At 43.1% G+C, this 26,601-nt stretch carries 24 protein-coding genes; 6 read left to right on the forward strand and 18 right to left on the reverse strand.

The features are described from left to right. The first annotated feature begins 39 nt into the window (after positions 1 to 39). The gene (locus FTU19_RS06560; RefSeq protein WP_125278405.1) at positions 40 to 675 is read left to right on the forward strand and encodes a DUF2238 domain-containing protein; all 636 of its coding nucleotides are present in this window, start codon (positions 40 to 42) and stop codon (positions 673 to 675) included. A 59-nt stretch (positions 676 to 734) separates the two neighbouring features. On the opposite strand, the gene FTU19_RS06565 is transcribed toward FTU19_RS06560, so the two are convergent. From FTU19_RS06565 to FTU19_RS06610, 10 genes are all read right to left on the reverse strand, one after another. Continuing rightward, complete coding sequence (locus tag FTU19_RS06565) at positions 735 to 974, reverse strand: hypothetical protein (protein WP_159123128.1); 240 nt, start codon at positions 972 to 974, stop codon at positions 735 to 737. Between the two features lie 62 nt (positions 975 to 1,036). After that, a complete protein-coding gene (locus tag FTU19_RS06570; RefSeq protein WP_180012522.1) occupies positions 1,037 to 1,459 on the reverse strand; it encodes a hypothetical protein in 423 nt (140 codons plus the stop codon). 108 nt (positions 1,460 to 1,567) lie between these two features. Beyond that, the gene (gene sohB / locus FTU19_RS06575) at positions 1,568 to 2,530 is read right to left on the reverse strand and encodes a protease SohB (protein WP_159123126.1); all 963 of its coding nucleotides are present in this window, start codon (positions 2,528 to 2,530) and stop codon (positions 1,568 to 1,570) included. 138 nt (positions 2,531 to 2,668) lie between these two features. Further along, a complete protein-coding gene (locus FTU19_RS06580) occupies positions 2,669 to 2,911 on the reverse strand; it encodes a hypothetical protein (protein ID WP_180130467.1) in 243 nt (80 codons plus the stop codon). Between the two features lie 205 nt (positions 2,912 to 3,116). Further along, entirely contained in the window at positions 3,117 to 4,034 is a 918-nt protein-coding gene (gene pstB, locus FTU19_RS06585; RefSeq protein WP_218955185.1) for a phosphate ABC transporter ATP-binding protein PstB, read from the reverse strand. A 13-nt stretch (positions 4,035 to 4,047) separates the two neighbouring features. Then, complete coding sequence (gene pstA / locus FTU19_RS06590; RefSeq protein WP_180130469.1) at positions 4,048 to 5,439, reverse strand: phosphate ABC transporter permease PstA; 1,392 nt, start codon at positions 5,437 to 5,439, stop codon at positions 4,048 to 4,050. Next, entirely contained in the window at positions 5,439 to 6,818 is a 1,380-nt protein-coding gene (pstC, locus tag FTU19_RS06595; protein WP_180130471.1) for a phosphate ABC transporter permease subunit PstC, read from the reverse strand. The genes pstA and pstC overlap by 1 nt, the downstream gene beginning before the upstream one ends. A gap of 105 nt (positions 6,819 to 6,923) precedes the next feature. Continuing rightward, on the reverse strand, positions 6,924 to 7,952 hold the full coding sequence (locus FTU19_RS06600) for a substrate-binding domain-containing protein (protein WP_180130473.1): 1,029 nt from the start codon (positions 7,950 to 7,952) through the stop codon (positions 6,924 to 6,926). Positions 7,953 to 8,146: 194 nt separating this feature from the next. Next, positions 8,147 to 9,529 carry an amino acid permease gene (locus tag FTU19_RS06605; RefSeq protein WP_180130475.1) on the reverse strand — a complete coding sequence of 461 codons (1,383 nt, stop codon included), beginning with the start codon at positions 9,527 to 9,529 and terminating at the stop codon, positions 8,147 to 8,149. Between the two features lie 43 nt (positions 9,530 to 9,572). Beyond that, entirely contained in the window at positions 9,573 to 11,288 is a 1,716-nt protein-coding gene (locus tag FTU19_RS06610) for an alpha-keto acid decarboxylase family protein (protein ID WP_180130477.1), read from the reverse strand. Positions 11,289 to 11,427: 139 nt separating this feature from the next. Between FTU19_RS06610 and FTU19_RS06615 the strand changes: the two genes are divergently transcribed. Continuing rightward, the gene (locus FTU19_RS06615; protein WP_034703664.1) at positions 11,428 to 11,901 is read left to right on the forward strand and encodes an Lrp/AsnC family transcriptional regulator; all 474 of its coding nucleotides are present in this window, start codon (positions 11,428 to 11,430) and stop codon (positions 11,899 to 11,901) included. A gap of 52 nt (positions 11,902 to 11,953) precedes the next feature. Here the strand turns inward: FTU19_RS06615 and FTU19_RS06620 are convergent, their stop codons facing one another. Further along, the gene (locus tag FTU19_RS06620) at positions 11,954 to 13,384 is read right to left on the reverse strand and encodes an aldehyde dehydrogenase family protein (RefSeq protein ID WP_180130479.1); all 1,431 of its coding nucleotides are present in this window, start codon (positions 13,382 to 13,384) and stop codon (positions 11,954 to 11,956) included. Positions 13,385 to 13,687: 303 nt separating this feature from the next. Between FTU19_RS06620 and FTU19_RS06625 the strand changes: the two genes are divergently transcribed. Beyond that, positions 13,688 to 14,740, forward strand: coding sequence for an aromatic ring-hydroxylating dioxygenase subunit alpha (locus FTU19_RS06625; protein WP_180130481.1), 1,053 nt, complete (start codon positions 13,688 to 13,690; stop codon positions 14,738 to 14,740). Between the two features lie 86 nt (positions 14,741 to 14,826). Here FTU19_RS06625 and FTU19_RS06630 read toward each other — a convergent pair whose 3' ends face one another. Both FTU19_RS06630 and FTU19_RS06635 read right to left on the reverse strand, forming a co-directional pair. After that, positions 14,827 to 16,359, reverse strand: coding sequence for an aspartate aminotransferase family protein (locus tag FTU19_RS06630; RefSeq protein ID WP_125278393.1), 1,533 nt, complete (start codon positions 16,357 to 16,359; stop codon positions 14,827 to 14,829). A 3-nt stretch (positions 16,360 to 16,362) separates the two neighbouring features. Continuing rightward, positions 16,363 to 17,736 carry a diaminobutyrate--2-oxoglutarate transaminase gene (locus FTU19_RS06635; protein WP_159123116.1) on the reverse strand — a complete coding sequence of 458 codons (1,374 nt, stop codon included), beginning with the start codon at positions 17,734 to 17,736 and terminating at the stop codon, positions 16,363 to 16,365. Between the two features lie 476 nt (positions 17,737 to 18,212). Between FTU19_RS06635 and FTU19_RS06640 the strand changes: the two genes are divergently transcribed. Then, a complete protein-coding gene (locus tag FTU19_RS06640) occupies positions 18,213 to 18,914 on the forward strand; it encodes an SIMPL domain-containing protein (protein ID WP_004782671.1) in 702 nt (233 codons plus the stop codon). Positions 18,915 to 19,081: 167 nt separating this feature from the next. Continuing rightward, on the forward strand, positions 19,082 to 19,678 hold the full coding sequence (locus FTU19_RS06645; RefSeq protein ID WP_180130483.1) for a phosphatase PAP2 family protein: 597 nt from the start codon (positions 19,082 to 19,084) through the stop codon (positions 19,676 to 19,678). A gap of 63 nt (positions 19,679 to 19,741) precedes the next feature. Here the strand turns inward: FTU19_RS06645 and proB are convergent, their stop codons facing one another. Together proB and cgtA are read right to left on the reverse strand one after the other, a co-directional pair. Beyond that, complete coding sequence (proB, locus tag FTU19_RS06650; RefSeq protein WP_005234922.1) at positions 19,742 to 20,875, reverse strand: glutamate 5-kinase; 1,134 nt, start codon at positions 20,873 to 20,875, stop codon at positions 19,742 to 19,744. Positions 20,876 to 20,902: 27 nt separating this feature from the next. Next, the gene (gene cgtA / locus FTU19_RS06655; RefSeq protein WP_004782712.1) at positions 20,903 to 22,108 is read right to left on the reverse strand and encodes an Obg family GTPase CgtA; all 1,206 of its coding nucleotides are present in this window, start codon (positions 22,106 to 22,108) and stop codon (positions 20,903 to 20,905) included. Between the two features lie 267 nt (positions 22,109 to 22,375). Between cgtA and FTU19_RS06660 the strand changes: the two genes are divergently transcribed. Then, entirely contained in the window at positions 22,376 to 23,566 is a 1,191-nt protein-coding gene (locus FTU19_RS06660; protein ID WP_180130485.1) for an MFS transporter, read from the forward strand. 309 nt (positions 23,567 to 23,875) lie between these two features. Here FTU19_RS06660 and FTU19_RS06665 read toward each other — a convergent pair whose 3' ends face one another. From FTU19_RS06665 to FTU19_RS06675, 3 genes are all read right to left on the reverse strand, one after another. Next, a complete protein-coding gene (locus tag FTU19_RS06665) occupies positions 23,876 to 24,343 on the reverse strand; it encodes a hypothetical protein (RefSeq protein ID WP_180130487.1) in 468 nt (155 codons plus the stop codon). A 37-nt stretch (positions 24,344 to 24,380) separates the two neighbouring features. Next, positions 24,381 to 24,749 carry a helix-turn-helix domain-containing protein gene (locus FTU19_RS06670; protein WP_180130489.1) on the reverse strand — a complete coding sequence of 123 codons (369 nt, stop codon included), beginning with the start codon at positions 24,747 to 24,749 and terminating at the stop codon, positions 24,381 to 24,383. 212 nt (positions 24,750 to 24,961) lie between these two features. After that, complete coding sequence (locus FTU19_RS06675; protein ID WP_004782721.1) at positions 24,962 to 26,419, reverse strand: glyceraldehyde-3-phosphate dehydrogenase; 1,458 nt, start codon at positions 26,417 to 26,419, stop codon at positions 24,962 to 24,964. Positions 26,420 to 26,601: the final 182 nt, after the last annotated feature.

Genomic DNA, 26,601 nt, shown 5'->3' on the forward strand with positions numbered 1-26,601 from the left:
AATTATTTTCAACTTTAAAACAAAACGACAGATAACAAGATGATAGATCATCGATTGAGCGGCAAACATTTGATCAGCCTGGGGGTTTTGGTGGCTGCGATCATTGTTGCCAGCATTCAGCCTCTGGAAATGCAATCCTATTTACTGCATCAGACCGGTACCCTATTTATGATCGGTATGCTGATTTTCTGCCTGTATAAAATCGGACTCAGTTTTCTTAGTTTTAATCTGTATATTCTGTTTTTATTCATCCATATCGTTGCAGCACATTATCTATATTCTTATGTGCCTTATAATGACTGGATTCAGACACTGTTTGGCTTTGACCTAAATGCTCTCATAGGCTGGTCTCGCAACATGTTTGACCGTTTTGTGCATCTGGTTTTTGGCCTGTTGCTCTATCCTGTTTTTTATCGACTGTTTCAGGTCTGGTTACCCCAGCAAAAACCATTCACCATTTTTCTTTTAGTCATTCAATTTGTGATGGCAACCAGTCTGATTTATGAATGGATTGAATGGCTGATCGCCATTGGCTTATCACCTGAACAGGCGGAAAGTTATAACGGCCAGCAAGGTGATATGTGGGATGCCCATAAAGATATATTATTAGCGACAGTTGGGGCGATGTTTACTGGTGGATTGATGTTAATTCCAGCAAATAAAAAAGCCCACTAAAGTGAGCTTTTTTATTTGCTGGAATTAAAGACTTAGATTTTATATTTTCTTATTTTAAATTATGGAAGTGGGCAATATCGCTGCCAATCATCTTTCATTTTTTGCAATTCATTACCCGTCAATATCTCGCTGTAATAAATATAATAGGTGGCATCGGGATATTGAATCTCATGTCTGTACATAATTCCACGTAGAGAAACAGGCAACTCTTCTGGGAAGTCATCCGCTAAATTCAGTTCCTCAAATTCATAGTTAAAATAACAATTTTGGATTGCTAAAAATGCTTCAGCCACGGTCATCTTTCTGCTCTTAATGGAAATATGCTTCATTTTAGCTGATGAGCAGTAACCATGGCTGATATTTATGAAGGTTCAATCCATTTAACCAGCTTAGATTCTGCCAAATGCGGATATTTGAACTTATCTAAATATTCAAAGCAGGCTTTTTGACCTTGAGGAATTTTCTTTAGATGCTTATCAAAAAATAGATGACGATTATATTGAGCACCATCAAAGCGGATGCTGACACGCTCAAAGTAACCACCACGACGAGCATTGAATTGGTAAAATTGAATCACGCCACAGTCCTGCGAAGGAATAACAGGTGGAGCATCTGGCTTTAAAAATGCGTAAAGTAAAAAGATTGAAGTGCCCGGAAGAAAGCTGAGCCAAAATAAAATTTTCTTCGATTCGTCAGTGGTTAATTTCGCTTCAGAATAGAACATACATAGCATCGGAATAAAAATGATACTGAAGAAGCCGAATAGTAAAAGAAACGTGAGCATATAAATGAGAAACCACTATAAGTCAGTTATTTATAGCACAATTGTTTGATTTTAGATCATAAAAAAGCCCACCGAAGTGAGCTCTTAGATTCATAACTGAATAATGAATTAAAGTTTAGGATCGCGCATCTGAACCAGATTTGAATTGGCTTTGGTTAGCGTATCTACCACTTTATTCATCACCGCTGGGATAAAAGAATCTGCAATTTGTGCTGCTTGCAAACCTAGTTTTTCGCCCAGCGTTGGTTTTTTACGGGTCTGGATTAAATACACATCATGTTGTGGTAATAGGCCTAGCAGATATTCATCGGAAGTTTGCAGTTTATCTACCAGATTCAGGTCTAGGGCATCCTGACCATACCAGTGTTCACCCGTTGCCACTTTTTCAACATTTAACTGTGGACGATATTTTTCCACGAAGTGTTTAAACAAGGCATGTGTCTGTTGCAATTCTTCTTCAAACTTGGCTTTGCCCTCTTCGGTATTTTCACCAAACATGGTCACCGTACGTTTGTATTGACCCGCAGTATAAAGTTCAAAATCGATCTTGTTTTCTTTCAGCAGACGGTTAAAGTTCGGCACCTGTGCCACTACCCCAATTGAACCCACAATCGCAAACGGCGCAGAAATCACTTCATTTGCAATACACGCCATCATATAACCGCCACTGGCTGCCACTTTATCGACACAGATGGTTACATGGAAACCCGCTTCACGTAAGCGCACCAGTTGCGCAGCTGCAAGACCATAACCATGTACCATACCACCCGGACTTTCTAAACGTACAATGATACGATCACGACCAGCTTTTGCTGTAGATAGAATCAGGGTAATTTCTTCACGCAGGCTTTCTACTGCAGACGCAGCCATATCACCTTTAAAATCGAGTACATAGATTTTCTGGTTAGTTTTCTTACGCGCACGCGCTTCTTTTGACAATTGCTGGCTCAATTGCAAAAGTTCCAGTTTAGATGAAGTTGTTTGCGCTATTTTTTTTCGTTGCTCATTAATGCGCGCATTCAAATGACTAATACGGATTTCAGCGGGTAATTTGGGGGTATGAAATAACATAAAAATCGGGTCTCAATTATTTATATAGGTTTTATTTTAAGATAAGGTCAAATGAATTTTTTTCAATAGAATATTGTTGTTTAATTGCTGAAACAGAGCAGTATCCATGGGGCTTTAGTAGAGCAAAAATAATTTGTACTATAAAAGATTGATGCCATGCTGATAACCTGCCCAGAGAATAACACCCAGCAATATAGCAGAATTCGTATATAAGGCTTTTTCCTGCTTTTTGAAATAGAAATTCAAACTGAGTCCATACAGCAATCCAATCAGTGTATAAAACATGCTGCCGCCTTGTAATTGATGCCACAGACCACCCATGCTTAAACTTAATGCAATCAGCAGCATCAGAAAAACTGACATCTTTTTGAGTGTTTCCATAGCGGATGCAACCTTTTCTTAACATCTATCTTTTGACAGCTCTGCCATGTCAAAGACGGCATATTCTATAAGAATTTCGGGCACAATAGGATTCGGTTTATTTTTCCACATTTCACTGATTCAATTGATATATCTTCTATTCTTTGGTTACTTTTGGATATAAAAAAAAGAGCTTTTTAGCCCTTCTTTCTTGAGATAAGACTGATTAACCAAAACGCCCTGTAATATAGGCCTCAGTGAGCTGATGATCTGGCTGGGTAAAGACTTTCTCGGTCGAGTTGACTTCGATCAGATCACCTAAATGGAAATAAGCAGTCCGATCAGAGACTCGCGCTGCCTGCTGCATGGAGTGAGTCACAATAGCAATGGTGTATTGGGTTGAAAGCTCGGAGATCAGTTCTTCAACTTTGGCTGTTGCAATCGGATCGAGTGCTGAACAAGGTTCATCCATTAGAATCACTTCAGGAGAAACGGCAATCGTCCGTGCAATACATAAACGCTGTTGCTGACCACCCGACAGCCCCGTACCCGGCTGATTTAAACGGTCTTTGACTTCATCCCACAGCCCTGCCTTACGCAAACTGTTTTCTACGATTTCTTCCAGATCATATTTATCCCGTGCCAGACCATGCAATTTTGGCCCATAAGCGACATTGTCAAAAATCGACTTTGGAAAAGGGTTTGGCTTCTGGAACACCATCCCCACCTGCGCACGCAGCAATACCACATCCAGATTCGTGTCATAAATATCCTGATGATCCAGCAACACCTTACCGGTTACACGACAGCGATCAATCGTGTCATTCATCCGGTTTAAAGTACGCAGGAATGTTGACTTACCACAACCTGAAGGACCGATAAAAGCAATCACTTCATTTTCATAGATGTTCAGATCAATACCTTTAATTGCTTCTGTTTCACCATAGTAAACATGTACATCTGAGGTACTGATTTTGACCTGATCTGACTTTTTCAGTGCTTTGTTTTCAGCCTGAGTATCAAACTGGGAAACAAAAGCAGTCGCCGGCTTTTGGGTCACAGAATCTTGGGTAAATTGTGTATGTTGTGGATTCACAGACGGATCCTTTTCTAAGGCATTTATAGTTGGATTTGCTGTATTCATATTCTGCTCTTCCTTACCAACGGACTTCAAATTTCTTACGTAACCAGATGGCTAAGCTGTTCAGGCTGATCATCATGGCCAGAAGTACAATAATGGCTGCTGCAGTACGTCCTTCGAAGAAGTTACGTAGCTCATTGCCTTGCCACAGGAAAATTTGCACCGGCAATGCTGTGGATTGATCAAATGGTGAAGCCGGTACACTTGCGACAAAAGCACTCATCCCGATCAATAATAGCGGGGCCGTTTCACCCAGTGCTTGTGCCACACCAATAATCGCCCCAGTCAAAATACCCGGTAGTGCAAGCGGTAAAACATGGTGAAATACGGTTTGTAAGCGTGATGCACCTAGGCCTAATGCTGCCTGACGGATGGATGGCGGTACGGCTTTGAGTGATGCACGCGTAGTAATAATCACAGTCGGTAATGTCATCAAGCTCAGTACCAGACCACCGACCAATGGTGCTGAAAGCGGCAAATGCATCCAGCCAATAAAAATCGCTGCACCGAGCAAACCAAAGACAATGGAAGGAACTGCCGCAAGGTTATTAATATTCACTTCTACGACATCGGTAATCCAGTTCTTCGGCGCAAACTCTTCCAGATAGATAGCCGATGCGACCCCGATCGGAATCGAAATAAAGATCACGATCAGCATCATGAACAATGAGCCCATAAATGCGCCTGCGAGACCTGAGGTAGCAGGTGAACTGCGCGAGTCCGGACTGGTAAAGATATTGGTATTAAAGCTACTTTCTATTATGCCAGAAGCTTTCATATCATCCGCAAGCTGACGGACTTCAAGACTGAGCTGTTGCTGTTCATCGGGCAGATCGCGGTCAATATTGCCAGCCAGCCAGACATCAACATTGGCATCTGCCAGAATTTTTACGTCTTTGGTTTGACCGACCAGAGCCGGATTATTCAGTACCATATCCCGCAGACGATACGCTTCTGAACTGGTATATAAATAGCCCAGTTCATCACGCTGGCTTTCCAGCTTACTGTCTTTGGCAATCATGCCATTTACAATCAAGGCATCCCAGTCAACCAGACCGACCTGCATTTGCCAATCCACCATACGCTGTTCAAATTGTGCCTGGGATTCTCCCGCAGCCTGTTTAGGTTTAGGATTAATATTGACAATGGCTGGATCAAAATGAATCGGCAAGCTCATACTGCTTTGCCAGAATGCCGGCAAACCTTTGCCCAAAATACTGCCGAAAAGAACTACCACAAAGAACAAACCAGCCAATACGGCAGAAAGCCCCATGACACGAAAGGTTTTTTCTTTGCGATGACGTCGTGCCAGAGAGCTTTGAATGGTCTTCCTGCGCTTTTCACGTTGCTCAGCAGCCACAGATGGATCAATAGGCTGATCTACAGGCGTTGTATTTGAAGTACTCATTAGTCGTATTGCTCTCGATATTTACGCACGATGTACAGTGCAACAATGTTCAGCCCTAATGTAATGACAAACAGGGTAAGACCCAACGCAAAAGCCACCAGCGCCTGCGGACTGGCAAAGTCAGTATCACCCGTAAGCTGATTGACGATGGTAATGGTCACTGTTGAGACTGCTTCCAGCGGATTGGCATGCAGTTGCGGACTGTTTCCTGCTGCGAGTACCACAATCATGGTCTCACCAATGGCCCGCGATGCCGCCAGCAAAAAAGCGCCAATAATGCCGGGTAAAGCGGCTGGTAATACGACCTGACGAATCGTTTCAGATTTGGTCGCGCCCAGACCTAAAGAACCATCCCTCAAGGCACGTGGTACCTGGGTAATAATGTCGTCTGATAAAGATGACACGAATGGAATAATCATGATGCCCATGACGAAGCCAGCAGTAAGCGCACTGGTGGCATTAATATCAATACCGACCAAAGCACCTAGACTTTTAAGAAATGGCCCCAGAATCATTAAGGCGAAAACACCGTAGACAATCGTTGGAATTCCAGCCAAAACTTCAATGGTCGGCTTTGCCCAAGCCCGGAAGCGTGGTGATGCGTACTCGGCCAGATAAATTGCAATCATCAGTCCTAAGGGGACTGCAACAAGTAATGCAATCCCGCTGACCATCAACGTTCCCCACAGCAATGGTAATAATCCATAACTGCCTTCGGCATGACCCGAGGTGCTAAAACCTGGATCCCATTCGGTGCCAAAGAAGAAATCCAGCGGACTGACAAAGCTGAAAAATCGCATGGCTTCGCCAAACATCGACATCACAATGCCGAGTGTGGTCAGGATGGCTACTCCAGAACACAAGGCCAGTCCGATATTCATGATCTTTTCGACCTGATTCCGTGCACGAAAATTCTGGCTGATCCGTTTTTTTGCCCAGACCAGACCGGCCAAAGCCACAGAAATGACAACTGCCAGTTTGGCAAAAGTACCGATGGTAGAAAATTTAGCTAATTGTTCTGCTGCTGCAAGTTCATAAGCAGCTGGCTGATCACTGACACCGAAACCGGAAGCCAATGCCTGTACACGGTCTATGACCACACTCAGACTGGCTTGATCCAGATGAGTCAAAACATCATGAGGCAGGTGCTTAATTACGACCTGTTCCAGCAGGCTAGGTTCAACAATGTTCCATGCCATCAGAATCAAAAATGCAGGAAGTCCACACCACAAAGCTACCAGTGCGCCATAATATCCAGGACGTGAATGTAGCATCGCAGAATTATTGCCCTGACCTGCTAGTTTCTGGCTTTTACTTAATCCGATTTGATAGGCGATGGCAATTAAAGCCAGTAACACACCTATAAGTAGCAGATTCATGTATTCTCCATGGTTCTTTCAAGGATTTTAGCCTGTGAAAAAACTTGCTTGCTATGAAAAGCCGATGACAGGTCGACTGTCACCAGCATTTTCCTAAATCCTGTTTTATTTCACTACTACGGCTTTTGCAGCCTTAAAGTTTGCCAGCACTGCTGCACGTTCTTTGTCTGACATTGAAATCAAGCCGGCTTTTTCTAGCTTGGAACCCTTACCCGATACCTTTTTATTCAGGAAATACTCTGTGAACTGTTGCAAACCTTTGATTGATTTCAGGTGTTCGCCTTTGACATAGAAGAACAACGGGCGAGATACTGGATAAGCCCCATTTAAAATGGTCTTTTCAGAAGGTGCCACGTTATTGACTGTAGCTACACGCAGACGATCACGGTTCTGGTCATAGAAGCCCAGACCAAAGACACCGACTGCACTTGGTGAGGTCTTTAAACGTGCCAAGGTTTCAGTATAGTCACCTGATATTTCAATGACGCGTCCATCCTTACGGAAGGTGCTACACGCCTTTTTCTTGGCATCTTTCGCTAGAGCCTTAATAGCAGCATACGATTCACAACCTGCATCCACCATCTTCTCCTGGAAGACTTCACGTGTGCCATGATTTGAAGCTGGAATTACTAGCGTGATCGGCTCATTCGGTAAAGCTGGATCAATCTGGTTCCAGCGGGTATATGGATTAGCCACCATTTTCCCTTTAGAAGGTAACTGCGCAGCTAAAGCAGCATAAACATGCTGAGGTCGTAATTTATAAGCGGCTTTATTCGAATTAGATGCAAAGACAATCCCGTCATACCCGATCTTGATTTCGAGAACCTGGTTCACACCATTCTTTTTACATTCTGCCAGTTCGGCACTTTTGATTTGACGCGAGGCATTGGCAATATCAATGGTATTGTCCCCTACACCATTACAGAACTGTTTTAGGCCGCCAGATGAACCACCTGAACCAACGACTGGTGTTTTAAACTGAGGGAAAGTATTGCCAAATTCTTCAGCGACAATACTGGCATAAGGTAAAACAGTAGAAGAACCTGCGATTTGAATAGTGTCACGTGCTGCATTCGCTGTCGTGGATGCCGCTACCCCCGCTGCAATTAAGATTGCTATATTTGTTAAGCGCATTCTGGATCTCTCTCATTTATTAAAATTTCGAGTACACCACTTTTGATTCAGTTGAGTACCTGTTTTCGATACTCACATTTTGATTTTGGAATATGACAGCCGGGTTACAGCTTTATGACGGTTTTATGATAATTAATCCGTCACCTGATCAAGACAATATAATAGAAAAAAGACCCTGTTCAGGGTCTTTTCATTTAAGTAGTGGGTTCAGTAGATTCAGGTAAAAGTACAGGTTTCCTAAGATATTTCATCACATACATCACCGTCAAAAACAGCAGCCAGACCGGCACCAATGCAACAGCAATCTGCATTTCTTTGGTAAAGCTCATGATCATTAAGATCATGATGATAAATGAAATCGTCAGGTAATTACTCCAGCGGCCAAACAGACTTGGGAATGCGGTCGTCTGCTGCTGTTCCTGCATGGCTTTTCTGAATTTCAGATGGGTCAGTGAAATCATCAGCCAGTTAATCACCAGAGCTGAAACCACCAGTAGCATCAGAATACCAAAAGCTTCACCCGGCATGAGGTAATTCATTAATACACAGATACCGGAGACTGCTGCCGAGAATAGAACAGCATTCACCGGGATACCACGGCGGTTAATTTTCTTTAAGAATGCCGGTGCATTACCCTGCTGAGCCAGACCCAATAACATACGGGTATTACAGTAAATACAACTGTTATAGACTGAAAGTGCAGCGACCAAGACTACAAAATTAAGAACATTGGCCACGCCGTGACTATTCAATGACTGGAAAATCATTACGAACGGACTACCGCCTTGCGCCACCAGATTCCATGGATAGAGACATAGCAACACACCTATGGCGCCAATATAAAAAATGAGTACACGGTAGACAATTTGATTGACTGCTTTTGGAATGGTCTTTTCTGGATTTTTGGTTTCACTAGCAGCAATACCAATCAGCTCCAGCCCACCAAATGCAAACATAATCACGGCAAGTGCCATCATAAAACCCGACCAGCCCTCAGGGAAAAATCCGCCATGCTGCCACAAGTTGGTCACACTGGCCTGACTTCCTGCAGAACCGCTAAACAGCAGATAGATCCCGAATCCGATCATGCTTAAAATGACAATGATCTTGACCATGGAAAATATAAATTCGCTCTCACCGAAGAATTTGACATTGACCAGATTGATCCCATTCATAAGCAGGAAGAATGCCAGTGCCGTGAGCCAGGTCGGAATCTCCGGCCACCAGAACTGAATAAAAGTACCAATTGCACTCAACTCAGCCATACTCACTAAGACATAGAGCACCCAATAGTTCCAGCCTGAAATAAAGCCTGCTTTTTTGCCCCAGTATTTATTGGCAAAATAACTGAATGAACCACTGACCGGTTCATGCACCACCATTTCACCCAATTGGCGCATGATCAGAAATGCAATGATGCCAGCGATGGCATAGCCCAGAAGCACTGATGGGCCTGCCAGCTGAATTGTATGTGATAAACCTAAAAATAATCCTGTACCGATCGCTCCACCTAAGGCGATTAGCTGGATATGCCGGTTGGAAAGCTGTTTTTTTAATTGATGATCTTCAACATCCATATTGTCACTCCTTGTGAACAATTTTTTTAATTTCTACATTTTGCTAGATTGCCTTTTTGTAGGGAGGTGTATTCTGCTCAACCAGCTGCTTATAACCATATTCACCATAGTCATAGCGTGCCACGACTTCAGCAAACTGTTTTAAACGTTGTGGTGCATCCATACGTGGGAGTTGCAGTTCAATCAGACATAATTCCTCAGCCTGATGAACTTGTGCGAGTGTACGCTTTAATTCTGCTGGGGTTTTCACTATATGAGCCTGATGCGGAGTATCAGCAGAAAAGACTTGAGCAAACTGGCTGTATTGCCAGTTCTGAATATCGTTGTACTTGGCATTTTCACCCATGATCAAACGTTCAATGGTATAGCCGCCATTATTTAAAATAAAAATTACGGGTTTTAAGCCTTCTCTTAATAAGGTAGAAAGCTCCTGAATGGTCAGCTGAATCGAACCATCACCAATAAACAGCAGATGACGGCGCTGTGGTGCAGCAAGCATACTGCCAAGCAAGGCAGGCAAGGTATAGCCGATTGAACCCCAGATCGGTTGTACCAGATACTTGGCGGTCACTGGCAAGGTTAGTCCAGACAACCCCGCATTGGCGGTGCCCACTTCTGCCACAATCACATCATCTTCCTGTAAGAATTCAGAAATCTGCTGCCAGAGTGCAGTTTGGCTCAGCGCAGTATTTTCTTCGAGTTGCTGAGTTTGTAAAAGTGGTTTCGGTGCAGGATTAAAAGTACGTGGCTGATCATCTAAAGTCTGTTTTGAGATAGCTTGGATCAATTGAGCTAAATCCAGTCCACTGATCATCTGTCCATCTAGACAAAGACAGGAATCCGCCAGATACAGCATATTTTGTGCGGATACACGATGTGAGAAAAATGCTGTGGCAACATCGGTAAAACGTGGCCCAATAGCGATCAGGCAATCCGACTGTTCCACCAGCTGACAAGTCGATGCTGCGCTTGCTGCACCTGCATAAACGCCCGCATATAAGGGGTGACTTTCATTCATGATATTTTTGGCAGTAGACAGACAGGTATAGGGAATCTGCATGCGCTCAGCCCAATTTTGCAGGATATCGGTAAGCTGGAAAATTTCTGCTCCATTGTCAATGAGCAGGACTGGCTGACGTGCCTGTTTGATGCGTTTGGCTATCCGTGCCGCAGTTTCTTGCAGAAGTTTTGGATCACTCTGTGGACGGCTCAGATCTAGAAGTTGCTTAGGTACTTTAATCTGAAGATGGGTAATATCCGATGGAAGCTGAATATGAACCGGTCGACGCATCAATATACATTGCTTCAATACCCGGTCAATTTCACTCACTGCATTGGCTGGAGTCAAACGTGTCTGTGCTACGGTAAATTCGCGCATGCAGTTCATGATATTGTCATAATCGCCATCAATCAGGGTATGGTGTAACAAAGCACCCTGCTCTACGGCATGCAAAGGCGGGATACCGGAAATCTGCACCATGGCAACCTGCTCGGCATATGCACCTGCAATGCCGTTAATCGCGCTCAAATCACCAACCCCATAAGTGGTCAGTAAAGCGCCGACACCATGCAGACGGGCATAACCATCCGCTGCATAAGCTGCATTTAGCTCATTACAGTTACCAATAAATTCCAGTTTCGGATCAATTTCGATCTGTTCTAAATAGGAGAGATTAAAGTCGCCTGGCACACCAAAAATATGCTGAATTCCTAGCTCTTGCAGGCGCTGATTAAGGTACTGACCAATTTCCATAAACATTATTATTTTCCCTATCACTTATTATGCTTCAATTACAGAATATTGCATTTCATTTTCTGATTTCGTGCATAATGCAAGTCACAATGATTCAAAAACACATAAAACGTGTATCGGATAAGGATTCAATGCAATGGATGCAATGGATAAATTTGACTGGAAAATCATCCAGGCTTTGCAAAAAAATGGGCGCCTGACGAATCAGGAAATCGGAGATTTAATCGGTTTGTCAGCCTCTCAATGTTCTAGACGGCGTCAGCTGCTAGAGCAAAAAGGAATTATTTTGGGTTATAGCGCCTGCATTCATCCTGAAGCTTTGGGAATTGCAGTTTTGGCTATGGTTCAGGTCAATCTCAAAACACATGACGCAGCAGCGAAGATCGCTTTTCAACAATTGATTGAAGAAGAAGAAGCTATTCAGGAAGCTTTTTCTTTAAGTGGTGATGCAGATTTCATGTTAAAAGTAGGCGCTAAAAATCTGGAAATGCTGGCAAATTTTGTGACTGAAAAATTACTAAGCTGTAATTTTATCGGCCATATCAAATCTTATATTGTCTTAAATAAATTCAAGCAGTTACATTTTGATTTTCAGGCTGCCCGCCCTTTATTACGTTGATATATTTTAAGTAAAAGAAAAAAGCTCAAGTTAAACTTGAGCTTTTTTTGATTTAATTTTTATTGATATGAACAACCTGTTGAATCGTATTTTCGAGCAGGCCACTCAGTCCAAACTGTGCGCCGATGCCCGAATGTTTCCATCCACCAAAAGGTACATGCGGGAAAATCTCACCATGCGTATTGATCCACGCCGTACCACAACTCAGTCGTTGAGCAAACTGCTGCGCCTGCTCCAGATTGGATGACCAGATCGAACCACCTAAGCCAAAATCCGTATTGTTGGCTTCAGTCAGTACTTCTTCAATATCGTGATAACGAATCAAAGGTAACACCGGACCAAACTGCTCTTCCTGCACCAGACGGCTATCTGGGTTCACATTGGTCACAATTGTTGGTGCAATAAAATAGCCTGTATCCGGTAGATTCTGACCAGATGTCATGACTATTGCACCTTCATCCTGAGCTTCCTGAATCATGGTCTGAACTTTTTGGTATTGCTTGATGTTTTGCACTGGGCCAAAAGTAGTCGTCTCGGCTAAACCATCTCCCAGAGATTGTTGCTGTGCGACTTTTACTAATTCCTGTGCCAGTGAATCATATTGGCTGTCATGCACATACAGCCGTTTCAACGCTGCACAGGTCTGGCCCATGTTGATAAAAGCTCCATTAAAGATTCGGGTTGCCATTGCCTGGATATCGGTATCTGGCAAAACAATGCCTGCATCATTGCCACCAAGTTCCAGTGTCAGATGTTTGAAAGTCGCGGCTGCATTTTGCATGATTCTTTGCCCAGTCGCAGTTGAACCGGTAAATACCACTTTGGCAATTGCAGGGTGACTGGTCAGATTGGCACCGACCTCACCGCCTCCTGTAAGTATAGAGACCACTCCAGGTGCAACCTCTTGCTGAATCAGCTCACCGAGTCGAAGTGTCGACAATGGGGTAAATTCTGAAGGTTTATTGATCACCACGTTGCCAGCACGGATTGCCGGCATGATATGCCAGACAGCAATCATTAAAGGCCAGTTCCATGGAGTAACCGATGCTACAACTCCTAAAGGCCGATGATGAAGTTCGATCCGCTTATTAGCATCATCCTGTAAGATTTCAGTTTCAATCTTGAGTTCTGCCTGATAGCGGGTCCAGGCAATGGCCCCACCGACTTCAAATTCAGCCAGTGCATAAGGTTTGCCCTGCTCCTGCACCACTAAACGCGCTAACTCTTCCCGATGTTCTTCAATACGATCTGCAATACGATGCAGGATTGCCTGTCGCGTTGCATCATCCGTATTTTTCCAGTGTTGAAATGCCTGCTCGGCACTACGGATGGTATCTTCAATTTGTGCTTCCGAGGGAGAGGAACATAGGGCCAATACCTGCTCATCAGCAGGATTAATCACCACAAAACTTTCGGCAGCGCCTTGTACCATTTTTCCTTGAATAATACAGCCAACGGGTTGGGATACATGCAAATTAGTCATCTCTTCATCCTGAATCAGATATTTTTGTTGTTCCCTGACATTAGCTGATTTTGTCTGAATGGAGCTTGCATATCACATTAGGCATAAAGTCCTGAATGCACATTTTGTGCATGGAAAATAGAAGAATCATCTTTCGGGATGCTTTTTTGGAACTTTAAATATTGCTTCCTTTAATTTTTTGCCTATAGCTCATTCTTCCTTACATCCTGTTCGAATTTATGCAACAGGATGTCCTGATCTTTGAAATTTCGTAGAACATCACATTGGCCTATATTGGAAATAAAGAATCACAGTGATAGCGTCATGAATAGCACAACCATTCCAGTTTTCAATCCCGATTTACCGGTTCACATGACATTTGAAGAACATGACTGGCATCTCCTGGCTCAATATTGGTATCCAGTGGCCTTAGCCCGTGATGTCTCTGAACAGCCGCTAGGGACAATGTTGTTAGATATGCCACTGGTCATTTACAAGATGCAGGATGAACTAGTTGTGGCCAAAGATGCCTGTCCGCATCGTGGTGTGCCTTTAAGTCTGGGAAAAAATGATGGTCAAGGCATCGTCTGTCCTTATCATGGCTTGCGTTTTGGTACACAAGGTAAATGCAACCGTATCCCTGCCCATCCACAGCATAAAATTTCAGATCGGTTTCATTTACGGACCTATGCCGCGGTTGAACGTTATGGTCTGATCTGGTGTTCACTGACAGCTGACAAAGATGCTGAACCGAATATTCCAGTGATGCCTTATTGGAATGATGCAGATTATCAGCAACTGGTTTGCCCACAAGTCGACATCAAATGTTTTGCTGGCAGACAGCTAGAAGGCTTTATTGATGTCGCCCATTTTGCCTGGGTACATCCGGATACCTTTGGTGATCCGAATGATGTCGAAGTCCCGGATTACACCACAACGGAAACTGAATATGGTTTTAATGCCGACTATATCAGCAGTGTCGGCCGTTATCCGATTGGGTTAGATCAGCGCGGTCAGGAAGATTTTAAATGGCTACGGCATTTTGAAATTAGTCTGCCCTTTACCGCAACCCTGACCATCCATTTCCCTAATGATGCCAAACAGGTGATTATGAATGCTGCTTCACCGATGACCGCCCGTCAAACCCGACTGTTTGCTCCTATCTGTCGTAATTATGATAAAGGCTTACCTGTCGAAGAAGCCTATGATTTTAATCTGAAGATTTTTGAAGAAGATCGTCTGATTGTCGAAAATCAGAAGCCTGAGTTTTTACCGCTGGACTTATCTCTGGAAGCACATTTCCCGGCAGATCGCAGCTCCAGTATGTACCGTAAACTGTTAAGGAAAAAAGGCTTTAGTCCTTTATTTGCAGCTTAATCACCTTGAAGCTGATGATCTATATATGGATCAAAACCCAATAAAAAAGGAGATCATCTAGATCTCCTTTTTTCACCTGCAACCGCTTATGCGATTGGCGGTGTATAAGTACCATCAGCAATTGAATCTTTGATACGGTCCGCTTCTGCAAGCACAAGTGCCAACAGGTTCTTCACGTTTTCAAGCGTTGCAACCGGGCTTAAAGTCGTCATTTTCAGAGATTGAACCTGACCGACTTTAGTGACACCAATGTTCGCTTCACCACGCGCAAACAGTTCATCCGCGACGTTCTGATTCAAGGCATCGACAAACTCAGCTGGATAGCCTGCTGGAACCACACGGAACAATACCGATGCAAATTGTGGCTCAACCAGAAGTTCCAGACCATCAGTTGCCTTGATGTAATCTGCCACTTCGCGAGTCAATTTTACGCCATGGTCGATCATCGAGCCATAAAGCTCTTCACCCAGCGCTTCTACGGTCATCCACAATTTCAACGCGTCAAAACGACGAGTGGTTTGTAGTGACTTCGATACCAGGTTAGGAACACCGTGCTCTTCGTCGTACGCAGAGTTCAGGTATTCAGCTTCATAGTGCATGAAACGATAGTTCGCTTCATCTTTCAGCAAGAATGCACCGCATGAAATGGTCTGGAAGTAATGCTTATGGAAATCCAGTGTCACAGAATCAGACAGCTCGATACCATCCAACATAGAACGATAGTCATTCGACAGGATCAGTGCCCCACCCCATGCTGCGTCGATATGCATCCACGCGCCATATTTATTGGTGATTTCACGAATCTGTTTGAGGGGATCAATTGCACCAGCATCAGTTGTACCAGCAGTTGCCACCACACATGCCACGATTTTACCTTCAGACTGAAGATGCGCCATGGTTTTTTCCAGAGCATCAACATCCATCTGCGCATTTTCGTTCACAGGAACAGTCACAACGGACTGGAAGCCCATGCCCATCATCGCCATGTTCTTTTGCACAGAGAAGTGTGCATTTTCAGAACAGATGACTTTGACGTTACGCATTGCATCCGCTGGGATACCATCACGCTGAACCGACCACGGATTACCGTTTTCATCTTTCCAGTTTTTCGCGATGCAGGCATCACGCGCCAGCAATACGCCCATCAGGTTGGATTGCGTACCACCAGAAGTGAACACACCTGCCTGACCTGAACCATAGCCGACTTTTTGGCGTAACCAGTCAATCAGCTGAACTTCCATCAAAGAACCCGCTGGGCTTTGATCCCAAGAGTCCATTGACTGGTTGGTTGCATTGATTAGCACTTCCGCGATCTGGCTTGTGACCATCGTCGGGCAATGCAAATGCGCAAGCGAATGCGGATGATGTACTTTCAAGCTCTTGTTGAGGAATAGCTCAACCATACGCTCTAAAGACTTTTGTACGCCCAGACCCTCTTTAGAAGGATTGAACGCAATTGCGCTACGCAATTCCTTGATGCTACCGCCAGTATACATCTTGTCATTTTGCAACCATGCTGCAACCGCTTTGGTCGCCTGATCCATCGCCGACTCATAGTCAGCGATAGATGCAGCATCATTGCAGAGTAACGCTTTACGGTGTTCTGCAAAATCTACCATGAATTATGCGCCTCGAACTGCGACTAGAGCTTCAGCAACCGCTTTCTTGAAGCGAACCAGAACTTCTTCACACTCAGCCTGAGTGATGATCAATGGGCAAAGTAAACGGATCACTGTACCGTTACGACCACCTTTTTCCAGCAACAGTTTGTTGTTGAAACAAGCGGTTTGAATTGCTGCAGCCAATTGGCCATCAGCAGGGAAAGAACCCATATGGTCTGCTGGTTTACGCTCATCCACGATTTCAACACCGATCATCAGACCGCGACCACGTACGTTACCAATACATGGGAATTCAGCCGCCAGTTTTTTCAGTTCAGCTTGCAGGAAATCACCACGTTCTTGTGCATTTTGCGCAAGATTTTGTTCTTTAATGGTTTGTAGCGTCGCAAGACCTGTACCCATTGCCAGCTGGTTACCACGGAAAGTACCGGTATGGCCAGCAGGTTGCCATGCATCGAACTTACGTTTAATACCCAGTACTGCAAGTGGCAAGCTACCGCCAACGGCTTTAGACATTACAACCACATCAGGTTCGATACCAGCATGTTCGAATGCGAACATTTTGCCTGAACGCGCAAAGCCTGCTTGAACTTCGTCAAGAATCAACACAATGTTGTGTTTTTCAGTCACTTCACGGATTTTCTGCAACCATTTTACAGGTGCTGTTACCACCCCACCTTCACCTTGAATCGCTTCAAGAATCACAGCTGCTGGCTTGGTTACACCGCTTTCGACATCTTCAATGAAGTTTTCGAAATAATAAGTCAAAGCATCAACGCCCGCTTCACCGCCTAGACCCAATGGGCAACGGTATTCATGCGGATATGGCATGAATTGAACGCCTGGCATTAAACCATTCACCGAGTTCTTCGCAGACAGGTTACCTGTCATTGCCAAAGAACCGTGAGTCATACCGTGATAGCCACCAGAGAAGCTGATCACTGAACTACGGCCAGTAAAGGTTTTAGCAAGTTTAATCGCTGCTTCAGTCGCATCTGCACCAGATGGCCCACAGAACTGTAAGCAATATTCTTCTTTACCACCTGGCAGGTAAGCAAGAAGTGCCTCAGTAAAAGCATCTTTTAAAGGAGTGGTGAGATCCAGCGTATGCAATGGAAGACCGCTTGCAAGTGTGTCCTGGATACTTTGAATGACCGCAGGGTGATTATGGCCTAATGCCAATGTCCCTGCCCCAGCTAAACAATCAAGGTACTCCGTACCTTCAACATCGGTAACCCAGCAACCTTGTGCTTTCGCTATCGCTAACGGTAATTTACGTGGATAACTACGCACATTCGATTCCATCTGACTTTGGCGAGTCAAGTAGTATTCGTTTGTGGAATTGGTGGCAGGATTTACAGAAGAAACGCTCATATCGAATTACCATCTCTGATATGGGTTGAAAGAAATAAGTCTGGTGACTTGCGGTCGTTTGACTCGGTGCTTTATATAATCTAGTTAGACAATTTTCTATTCAGTAACTAGGAGAGGCGGATGATACAGTTTTTTTCAGGAAAATAAACAACTTTTAGTATCAATTTGCCTCGGCTGTTATTGAAAAAATATATCAAAAAATGTTGCTGTCTAAATTATCAACTTTATGCATGGCAATGACAAGGAACCCTAAACATTTTATGCAATTTTGTTGTCATGAATACAACAGTGTAATTATCAAACAATTATCTCAATAAGTATATAATTTTTATAACATTTAGTTTCTATATACCTATAATAAATAAAATATATTTTTAACAATCCAACGACAATAATTTCGGAATATCAACACATTTCCACCTTAGTATTTTATGATCAGCACAAGGCCAACAATTCCACTAAAACAGGACAACAAAATGCGTCTTTCTTCTTTTTCAGCGCTTGCTTTGCTCGGCGCATTATCTTCTGCCGCTTTCGCAGCTCCTGAAGAAACCTTGAATTATAATGTGGTGAATATCTCGGCAGAAGCCAGCCGCGATATTTCCAATGACCTGATGAATGCCAATTTATTTGTTGAAAAATCTAATAAACAGCCGGCTGAGCTGGCAGCACAAATCAACCAGTTGATGACGCAGGCCATTAATACTGCTAAAAAATATCCTACGGTAAAAATTGAAACCGGTTCACAGCATACCTATCCAGTCTATGACAACGACAACCGTAAGCTAAGAGAATGGCGTGCTCGTGCGCAGGTACGAATTGAATCAACTGACTTTAAAGCCGCCTCGCAACTGATTGCTGAGCTACAGCAAAACTTCCAGACTGAATCGATTAACTTCACAGTATCTGAAGCAAAACGCAAGAAAGTAGAAAACGAGCTGATGCTTGAAGCTTCGAAAAACTTCCAGCAACGTGCGCAAAGTCTGGCTCAAGCCTGGAACAAACCAGGCTATCAACTGGTGAATCTGAATATCAACACCAATAATTCGGGTTATCCACCTGTGCCACGCATGGCGATGGCCAAATCTGCTTATGCCGAAGCAGTTCCAGAACAGGAAATGGCAGCGGGTGAATCCAAAATGACCGTGAGCGCCAATGGTTCTATTCAGTTTAAATAAGTCTTAATAAAATTATTTAGATGTTTAAAAACCACCCTTTTGGGTGGTTTTTTATCACTTGAATATTCTGTGAAAAATCAATGCTACAAATTCATACAAACTCAGATATGAATTGAGCTTTGATCGGTTTAGAGTAACGGACATTTGTGTCAGCCCTCTCTCTCCTCATGTCACTCGATCAACTAAACCTGTATCTGTTTCATCTTCTCAATGTACCTGACCAAGCCTCGATCTGGATGATTAACTATGCCAGTCTGATAGCGCATGATCTGGTGTATTTATTTCTGCTGATTTTTGCTATTACCTGGCTGCGTGGCAGTCGTGAAATCAAAACAGGGATTATTAAAGCTGCGATCTTCACAGCAATCACCTTGTCGATTAGCGAGGTATTATCTGCCGTTCTAAACACACCCCGCCCTTTTGTCATGGAGGTTGGTCAAACCCTGATTGAGCACGCACCTACAGGTTCATTCCCAAGCAATCACATGAGTATTTTTAGCGGGATTGCCTTTGCCTATTATTTCTCAGCACAACGTGATTTGGGACGAATCCTGCTCTGGACTGCTTGGCTGGTAGCCTGGTCACGGGTTTATGTGGGTGTACATTTTCCGATTGATATGGTGGGAGCATTCCTGATTGCTTTAGCAGTCAATCTTGCCGGCTTACCGCTCTGGTGGAAATATGAGAATAAAATCATGAGCTTTATTTTCAGTATTCATCAATTCCTGTTTAAGCCTTTTATTCGAATGGGATGGATTAAATAAACTTAATCCAAATGTCATAAAAAAATCCCGCTCGAAAGCGGGATTTTTTTATAGACCGAAGATTTAGTAAATCGCCATATGATTACGGTGAATCATCTCTAAAGAACGCGCTTCACCCAAGACCTGATGCACTTTATCTGAGGCCAGACCTTTCACGATTTCCGCTGAACGTGAACTGAAGTTGACACGTCCTACAGCAATGCGGTGACCTTGTCGGTCAACACATTCAACCACATCACCACGGTCAAAATGTCCTTCTACCGCTTTGACACCGACCGGCAACAGGCTACGGTGATTCTCTTTAATGGCTTTAACCGCACCATCATCAATTACCAAACGACCTGCGGTTTGCAGATGCGCTGCCAACCATTGCTGATGTGCAGTCATGCGATCATCATCAGTGATAAATAACGTACCCAACATTTCACCTGCCATCAGGCGCGATAAAACATTGTCGCTATCACCACTAGCGATCAGCGTTGGACAACCAGATTTTGCAGCCAGACGTGCAGCACGGACTTTGGTCAGCATACCGCCACGACCAAATTTTCCGCCGCCGCCTGCCATATCAAACAGGCTTTCATCCATGGCACGCACGGTATGAAACAGTTTGGCATCCGGATTAGAACGTGGATCCGAGTCAAACATGCCTTCCTGATCAGTCAGGATAATCAGCAGATCTGCGTGAACTTGTCCCGCCACCATCGCAGCTAAGGTATCGTTATCACCAAAGCGAATTTCGTCAGTAGAAACCGTGTCATTTTCATTAATGACCGGAATCACATGCCAATCAATCAGGTGCTGCAAAGCATCACAAGAGTTGAGATAGCGACGACGGTCTGCCAGGTCATCATGAGTCAATAACACCTGAGCAGTTTGAATGCTGTGTTTTTCCAGCACACTTGACCAGGTCTGGATTAAACCCATCTGACCAATGGCAGCACAAGCCTGAAGACTGGGTAGATCGGTGGGTCGATTCTCAAGTTTCATTCGAACCATACCTTCAGCCACAGCTCCGGAAGAAACGAGAATAATCTCGTGTCCGGCATTGTGTAGATCCGCGATTTGTCCCGCCCAATGCGAGATAGCATCTAAATCTAAACCTTGCCCGTTTGCTGTGAGTAAAGATGATCCGATTTTAACAACGATTCGTTTACAACCCTTGAGCTGACGTTGCCCATCTACCACTTCTATCATCTTGTCCTCAGACTTATCTTTAAAAGATTAACGTACGTAATATACTTCTACGTCGCTGTCGTCATCATCTTCATCATCAAAGTCATCGCCGCCCAGACGTTGAGCGCGACGCATTTCACGATAAGCTTCTTTCGCAGCAATCGTTTGTTCACGTGTTTCAGCTTCAAGCTGATCACGGAATTCTTTCATCTCTGCTGCGTATTCAGGATCTTCAACTTCGCGTTCGCGTTGCTGCTCGATTTGATCCATCAGGTAATACACCACATCCTTAGTTCCTTCAGCCGTTAAGCCTGAAGTTTTAAAGACAGGACCTTCCCACTGCAATTCTTCAAGAATGTGATTACACCATTCATCGCGAGTATCTACAGCAAGCTGATCGACCTTATTCAGAACCAATACCACCGGTAATTTTGAAAGTGTTGGGGAGAATTTTTGCAACTCATTCAAAATCGCTTTGGCATTGTAAGCTGGATCTGAACCGTCAATCGGTTGAACATCTACAATGTGAAGCAGAATACGAGTACGTGCCAAATGTTTCAGGAAGCGAATCCCGAGACCTGCACCTTCTGCCGCACCTTCGATCAGACCTGGAATATCCGCCATTACAAATGAACGGTGACGATCCGCATCCACTACGCCCAGATTAGGTACCATGGTCGTAAACGGATAATCTGCCACTTTTGGTTTTGCTGCAGAGACTGCACGGATAAAGGTTGATTTACCTGCGTTTGGCATGCCGAGCAAGCCCACATCAGCCAGCACTTTCAGCTCAAGACGGATTTCACGGAATTCGCCTTTGGTACCATGCGTACATTTACGCGGAGAACGGTTGGTCGATGATTTGAAGTGGGTATTACCCAAACCACCTTGGCCGCCATGTGCCACTAATACTTTCTGGCCGTCTTCAACCAGATCGCCAATAATATCGCCAGATTCTGAATCGACGATAGTTGTTCCCACAGGAACTTTTAAAATAACTGATTCGCCACCACGACCAGCACAGTTTGCGCCAGCACCGTTTTTACCACGTTCAGCGCGAAATTTACGGGTATAACGATAATCTACAAGGGTACTCGTGTCGTCGTCAGCCTGAATATAAATGCTGCCGCCACGACCACCATCACCACCATCTGGACCACCAAATGGTACGAACTTTTCACGGCGAAAACTGGCTACGCCATTGCCACCGTCGCCAGCCTCTACGGTAATGACTGCTTCATCAACAAAGCGCATAATGCCAATCCTCTAAAAACTTTAAAAACCGCCTATTCTGCCATATTTTAAAGTATTTCTCGACTATATTTATTCACTATTCCATGAAGATCATGCATTTCAAGCAGATTTTTTTTGAGCTTGTATCAAAATTTTAAAAGTACAATCCAGCTTGAATTGATCGTCTGATGTACATATAGCTCGCAACGCTAAGTTGGTTGTTTTTTGTTATTTCTGCTTGTCGTAACATCTTCATATAGTGCAATTCTTGCAATCAGAGTTTTTGTTATGTCAAATCCTAAGGAAAGGAATACTATCAGTCCATTGTCATCACAATTTGTTTTATTGATGGCACTTGCTTGTGGTCTATGCGCAGGATCAGCATATTTTAATCAACCGCTTATCTATTCGATTGAAAAAGGTTTAGGCATTAGCACCAGTGAAGCTGGTTTGACTGTAGTGATTGCACAAATTGGCTATGTTTTAGGTTTAATGCTCTTGGTCCCACTAGGTGACTTTTTAAATAAGCGCAAACTCATTGTTAGCTTAATGGTCTTTGCTGCTCTTTCTCAGATTTTATTATCGTTAAGTAGCAACTTAAGCACGCTGTATCTATTTACCCTTTGTGCGACGTTTGGCGCAATTTCGGCACAAGTCCTAATTCCTTTTGCATCGAGTATTAGCCCACCCGAATCCAGCGCAGCCACTGTAGGTAAACTCATGAGCGGCTTGGTCATGGGCATCATTTTATCGCGAACATTTGCAGGCTTTGTATCGACCTATTGGTCCTGGAATGCTGTGTATTTCACCAGTGGTATCATCACTTTAGGTTTTGCGATGATCATGTGGAAAAAACTTCCGAACACGACGCCGCAAGCAGGTTTAACAATGATAGGAATTTACCGCTCGTTGTTTATCATTGCTCAAAATAATCCACATCTGATTCGTCGTGCCTGTGCTGGTGCTTTGGGTTTTGGTATTTTGTCGATGATTTTTACCTCTATGACTTTTGTCTTAGGCAGTGCGCCATATTACTTTACTGATTTTGAAATTGGTCTGTTTGGCTTGCTTGGTGTGATCGGGATTTATTCATCAAGTTGGTCGGGTAAAATTGTGGGACAAGGTAGAGAAAACTTTGTAGCAAAACTCTGTATTGCTTTGATGTTTTTCTCAACTATCCCTCTATTTTTTGCCCAGCAAAATATCGTGATTTATGCGATTGGCGTACTCATGGCATATTTTGGTTTAACAGCATTTCACGTGCTCAATCAAAATTTGGTCTATCGGATTGATCTTAAATCCCGTTCGCGAATTAATGCGGTGTATATGACGATTTACTTTACTGGTGCAGCTATAGGTTCACTCGGTGCAGTATATGCCTGGCAGCATTTTGGTTGGATGGGTTGTGTGATTCTAGCTTTGGTTTTTTCGATTGGAATTTTACTGATTGATCGGTGGGATTTTAAGAGGATGGAATAATTTTATATGTAATAAATAATAGACTTCTTTCATAAGTCAGAGAATACTCCATATTAAATTTATAAAATCAGCACTGCCTCACATTGCATTTTTTTATTTTGATACCTTTGAGTGGGCCATCGCTCTACTTTTGAAAGGTCAAAAGTAGCAAAAAACCTTTTGTTTCCCATACACAACATCCTTGTTGTGATGGGAAACGTGTGGCATCCCTGCCACACTTATGAATCCAATACCAACTCAAATCTATTGTTTATTTTAGATATATAATTTACTTATAGTCATTAAAAAATGATTTATGAAAGAAATTTATTATTGGTGTTTAAAATATGCCATAAGTAAATATTTAGATTCTTTAATTACTTCACGCATTACCTCAACTAGGTAAGGAAAATTATTATCTAGAATGATATTTTTAAACTCAGCTCCTTCAAATTTTTCTAATGTCTTATATACTCTTGTAATCTCATCTTTTAACTCTAATAGCTCATCATGCTTATTGAAGGTGAGTTCATAAAAAAACTGGGCTTTCGATCTTATTTTTAAAGCTATATTCTTAAGATTTTCGAGTTCTACTATAGCTCTTCTTTGGTTCATAATTGCACTATGAACTTCTAAGCATTGACTATCATAATCATTTATTAACATTAATAATGATTGAGCCTCATTAGCTATTACTTCACTACTTTTCTGAGTCTTCCATTCCTTTGAAATCAGCCATGCCACCCCAGCCGCTATAAGCGTGGCCGTTGCCCCCCAGTCCCAATTAGATATATCCATTTACTGTCTCTTCTAAATTTAATCTAAATTAAATTTGTTATATACGTTCTTTATTTTCCAAAATCTCAGGCAGGCTTTTCTCAATCCAGCCAATCAAATTCATTATTTTTTCTGCTGCTTGCGAACCGGTAATGGTCAATTGATATTCCACTTTGGGTGGCACAACCGGATACACCGTTCTTAAAATAAAACCATCTTGCTCCAGCATTTTTAAGGTTTGCGCCAGCATTTTTTCACTGACCCCTTCAATTCGCTGCTTCAGCTCACTAAAACGATGTACACCTTCACTTAAACAGCGCAATACTAGCACTGACCATTTATTGGTGAGATGTTCCAGTATTTCACGGGATGGGCATTCATTAGATAGCACCTGTCCCAACAATGGACTGATTGCATACTTGGTCATTGAAGAGTTCCTTTCTTGATCACGGTTTTTAGTTATTACTTACTATTTTTAATGTACTTACCATTTGTAAGCTAACAGATTCATATGAGCGTATCAAGGTGAATTTTCCATCAATTAATGTATATGATTTTATTAAGCTGATTGGCCAACTTTATTTTCCACAATAAAAAAGAGCCTCAAAAGAGGCTCTTTTTTTAGATGACTTCTACAAATTATGCATTTGTTTCAGCAGGAACTTTTGGATAGCTTACGCCGCCCATTTGTTCAGCAATGCGAAGTACCTGGCAGCTATAACCTACTTCGTTATCATACCAAACGTAGCAAGTTAAACGGTTGCCTGAAGTGATGGTCGCTTGAGCGTCGAATACACCTGCAGTACGAGAACCGATAAAGTCAGAAGATACAACTTCAGTCGAGTTTGTATAACCGATTTGACCTTGAAGGTTAGAATTGATTGAGATTTGGCGAATGTATTCATTTACTTCATCACGATCAACTTCTTTGTCTAAAGTCAGGTTCAGAATTGCAAGAGATACGTTTGGCGTAGGAACACGTACAGAGTTACCAGTCAACTTGCCTTTCAGTGCAGGAAGTGCTTTCGCAACCGCTTTAGCAGCACCAGTCTCAGTAATAACCATGTTCAATGTTGCAGCACGGCCACGACGATCAGCTTTATGGTAGTTGTCGATCAGGTTCTGGTCGTTTGTGAACGAGTGAACTGTTTCAACGTGACCATTGATCACTGTGTATTTGTCGTTTAACACTTTCAGTGTTGGAGTGATCGCATTGGTAGTACAGCTTGCAGCAGAGATGATTTGATCTTCATCAAGGATGTCAGCCTGGTTCACACCAAATACAACGTTCTTCATGTCACCTTTACCAGGTGCAGTCAGAATTACGCGAGCAGCGCCTGGACATTTCAGGTGTTGAGCAAGACCTTCAGCATCACGCCATTTACCAGTGTTGTCGATCACTAAAGCATTTTCGATACCGTATGCAGTGTAATCCACTTCAGATGGATTAGATGCATAGATCACTTTGATGAACTGGCCGTTTGCAATGATTGCTTCGTTTTCTTCGTCTACAGAAATCGTACCCGCAAATGGACCGTGGATTGAGTCACGACGTAATAAAGACGCACGTTTTTCAAGGTCACCGTCAGATGATTTACGAACTACGATTGCTTTCAGGTTCAAGCCGCGGCCTAGACCTGACTGGCTGATCATCAAACGGGCCAGGATACGACCGATACGACCGAAACCGTAAAGCACCACGTCTTTACCTTCTACAGAAGTTGCATTGCCTTCAAGTGATTTCACAGCGTCAGCAACGAATGCGTTAACATCACCACCTTTTGCTTTGAATTCAACAGCAAGTTTGCCTAGATCAATTTCAGCAGTACCGATGTTTTCCACTTTTGCCAATGCTTCAAGGATTGGGAAAGTGTCTACAACAGAAAGCTCAACGTCTAATACGCGAGTACGACGATGCGCTTTAAGGATCTGGATTACAGAACGGTTAATTAAAGAGCGACCGTAAACTGTAGCTACGATATTTTTTTCACGATATAACTGACCTACTAGGGCAATCATACGTTCCGCAAGTTCTTCACGGTTTTTCCAACGACCTTGGTGCTCTGCATGGAGGGCAACGATAGTGTCTTTGCTCACAGATACGTCCTCTAATTAATTGTAAATCTAAGCATAAATTTCAAAACCCGATAATTGTAATGGAATTGGCCGCAAGTTTGAATCAAAAGCTGATTAACTCTGGCCGAAAATCCGATATATTCACTATAAATTTTGAAAATAATTGTAATTAGTCAGATGATTTTGCATTTAAAATTTGAAAA

This window comes from Acinetobacter sp. YH12072 (assembly GCF_013419565.1).
GTDB lineage: Bacteria > Pseudomonadota > Gammaproteobacteria > Pseudomonadales > Moraxellaceae > Acinetobacter.